This is a genomic window from Streptomyces sp. NPDC002785, assembly GCF_040295565.1.
Classification (GTDB): domain Bacteria; phylum Actinomycetota; class Actinomycetes; order Streptomycetales; family Streptomycetaceae; genus Streptomyces.
Window position 1 is genome coordinate 1 of record NZ_JBEOVN010000348.1, and the last position, 3,703, is coordinate 3,703.

A 3,703-nucleotide genomic window follows, 5' to 3' on the forward strand; every position below is an offset into this window, starting at 1 on the left:
AAACACCGAGTTCTGTCGCGCCGGCCCCGTCCCCCCTGCGCTCGGCGCCGGCCGACACCGAGGCGTAAGCGGCAGCGCGGCGCCACGGTCGGCGGAGGTCTCCTCCGTGGCCGTGCGGCGCGTACGACGGCCGGTGGGCCGCACCGCGGCGACCGTCTTCTTCGCCGCCGCCTTCTTGGCCGTCGTCTTCTTCGCGGCGGTCTTCTTGGCAGCCGTCTTCTTGGTGGCTGCCTTCTTGGCGGTGGCCTTCTTCGCGGTCTTGCGGGCCGTCTTCTTGGCCGGGGCCTCCGCTTCCGCGGCTTGTGGGGCTTCAGCAGGCTCGGTGGCGGGCTTCGGCTCCGGGGAGCCGGTCACCACGACGACCTCTGCCGCGTCCGCACCTGTGGGCGAGCCCGCGGGGGCGGTGACCTTGCGGGTCACCCGACGACGGGCACGCGGCGGAGCGGCCTCGGGGACCACCTCTTCGGGCGCTGCCTCGACAACCGGGGCCTCCTCGGCGACCGGGGCCGCCACCGATCCCGGCACCTCGACCGGCTCGACCTGCTCGGCAGGGGCCGGCGCGCCCGCCGGAGCGGTCGCCTTCCGGGTAGCCCGACGGCGCGTACGGCCCTGAGGGGCCTCGGCCACAGGTGCCTCGACGACCAACGGGGTCTCGGCGGCCGGCTCGGCCTCCACGACCGGCTCGGGCTCCGCGACCACGACCGGCTCCGGCTCGACGACCGGGGCTGGCGCTGCTGCGGCCTTCGGGGCGCCGGCCGGGGCCGTTGCCTTACGGGTCGCGCGGCGCCGGCCGCGGCCGCGCGAGGCGGCTGCCTCGGCCTCGGCCGGGCTGCTGTACAGCTCCTCGTCCGGGACGAACTCCGGCTCGGGCAGCGCCACCGGTGCGGCCACCTCGGCAGCCACCTCGGCCTCGGTCTCGACCTCGGTCACATGCTCGTGGTCCAGCTCGTGGTCCAGGCCCGCACCGGCCCGGCCGCGCTTCTTGGAACGCTTGCCGTTGCCGCCGCCACCGACCGAGGTCGGCTGTTCCATGTGCACGATCACGCCACGCCCGTTGCAGTGGACACAGGTCTCGGAGAAGGACTCCAGCAGGCCCTGGCCCACCCGCTTACGGGTCATCTGGACCAGGCCCAGCGAGGTGACCTCGGCGACCTGGTGCTTCGTACGGTCGCGCCCCAGGCACTCCAGCAGGCGCCGCAGCACCAGGTCCCGGTTGGACTCCAGCACCATGTCGATGAAGTCGACGACGACGATGCCACCGAGGTCGCGCAGCCGCAGCTGACGCACGATCTCCTCGGCCGCTTCCAGGTTGTTCTTGGTGACGGTCTCTTCGAGGTTGCCGCCCTGACCGGTGAACTTGCCGGTGTTGACGTCGACGACGACCATCGCCTCGGTCTTGTCGATCACCAGCGAGCCGCCGCTCGGCAGATAGACCTTCCGGTCCAGCGCCTTCATCAGCTGCTCGTCGATCCGGTACGTCGCGAAGATGTCGACCTCGGAGGTCCACCGCGACAGGCGGCCCGTCAGGTCCGGCGCCACCTGCGAGACGTAACCGTGGATGGTGCCCCACGCGTCGTCGCCGCTGACGATGACCTTGGAGAAGTCCTCGTTGAAGATGTCGCGGACGACCCGGACGGTCATGTCCGGCTCGCCGTAGAGCAGCGTCGGCGCGTTGGAGCTGCCGCTGCTCTTCGACTTCTTCTGGATGTCCTCCCACTGCTGCTGCAGCCGCTCGACATCGCGGCGCAGCTCGTCCTCGCTCGCACCCTCCGCCGCGGTACGGACGATGACGCCCGCGTCCTCGGGAACGATCTTCTTGAGGATGGTCTTCAGCCGGGCCCGCTCGGTGTCGGGCAGCTTGCGGCTGATGCCGGTCATCGAGCCCTCGGGCACATAGACCAGGTAGCGGCCGGGCAGTGAGACCTGGCTGGTCAGGCGGGCGCCCTTGTGGCCGATCGGGTCCTTGGTCACCTGGACGAGGACGGACTGGCCGGACTTGAGCGCGGTCTCGATACGGCGCGGCCCGTGGGCCATGCCGAGCGCCTCGAAGTTCACCTCACCGGCGTACAGGACGGCGTTGCGACCCTTGCCGATGTCGACGAAGGCGGCCTCCATGGACGGCAGTACGTTCTGCACCTTGCCCAGGTAGACGTTGCCGACGTAGCTGGTGGCCTGCTCCTTGTTGACGTAGTGCTCGACGAGCACGTTGTCCTCGAGGACGCCGATCTGGGTGCGCTCGCCGTTCTGGCGGACGACCATCACGCGCTCGACGGCCTCGCGGCGCGCCAGGAACTCGGCCTCGGTGATGATCGGGACGCGACGGCGGCCCTGCTCACGGCCCTCGCGGCGGCGCTGCTTCTTCGCCTCCATACGGGTCGAGCCCTTGATGGACTGGACCTCGTCGAAGCCGGTGCCGGGCTCCCGCTCTTCCTTCCTGCGGGGCTCGCGGACCTTGACGACCGTACGCTCCGGGTCGTCCGTGACGATGTCGGCCTCGGACGGGGCCTCACCGCTGCGACGGCGACGACGACGGCGACGACGGCTGCTGCTGGATCCGGCGGCGGCCGCCTCGTGGTCCTCGTCCTCCTCGTCCTCCTCGGACTCCTGAGCGCGTTCCTGGTCTTCCTCGGCGTGCTCGGCGGCGGCCTCGTCGCCGAGCTGCTCCGCGGCCTCGTCACCCTCGGTGGTCTCGCCACGACGACGGCGACGGCCTCCACGACGGCGACGGCGCGAGGGCCGGTCCCCGTACTCGTCCGTCTCCTCGCCCTCGTGCTCGGCCTCGGCCTCGCTCTCCGGCTCGGGCTCCTCCTCGGCGTGCTCCTCCACCGCGGCAGCGGCGGCCGGCTCGGGCTCGGCGGCCTCACCGCGACGGCGGCGACGGCGGCGTGAACCGGCCTGCGGCGCGGCCTCGGCGGCCGGGGTCTCGATGGTGGCGGTCGGCTCCTCGACCGTCTCGGTCTCTTCCTCGACCTCTTCGTGACGCGATGCGGCAGCGGCGGCGGCAGCGGTCTCCGGGGTCTGGAACATCGGCTCGGCGAAGACCGGCGCCTGGAACACGGCCACGGCGGGGCTCGTCGCGCGACGGCTCTTGCGTACGGGCTCCTCGACCTTGCCGGTGAACTCGGGCCGGCCCGCGGCGGCGGTGGCCCGGCGGCGCTGACGGCCGCGCGGTGCGGCGTCCTCGACCTCGGCGGGCTCGGTGGCCGGCTCCACGACAGCGGCCTCGGCCGGGCTCTCGCCGGTTTCGGCGGTGTCCTCGGTGGCCTTCGGCGCACCCGCCGGAGCAGTCGCCTTGCGGACGGCACGACGACGTCCGCGCGGGGCCTCGGCGGCCTCGGCGGTCTCGGTGACGACCTCTTCTGCTTCTTCTACTTCTTCTGCTTCTGCGGGCGCTGCGGGCTCGGCCGCGATCTCAGCAGGCTGCGGTGCACCGGCCGGAGCCGATGCCCTGCGCCGGGTACGGCCGCGCGGCGCGGCAGCGGGCTCGGCGGCAGCGGCGGCCGGCTCGGGCTCGGCACCCGCCACGGGCGTTGCTTCCTCGACGATCTCGACGGCCTCGGCGGCCTGCGGCGCACCGGCCGGAGCGGTCGCCTTACGGACCGCACGACGACGCGCACGCACAGGCGGCGCCGCGACCTCGTCGCGCCGCGCTTGCCGTGTTCGAGGGCCTGTACGCCGATGCGCACCGGCTAGAACAGCCCGC

1 protein-coding gene is annotated in these 3,703 nt (G+C 72.7%); it reads right to left on the minus strand.

All coding sequences use genetic code 11. The features are described 5' to 3' along the window. A partial coding sequence (locus ABTZ94_RS36695) for an Rne/Rng family ribonuclease (protein ID WP_502967372.1) occupies positions 1 to 3,703 on the minus strand: 3,703 nt, incomplete at both ends.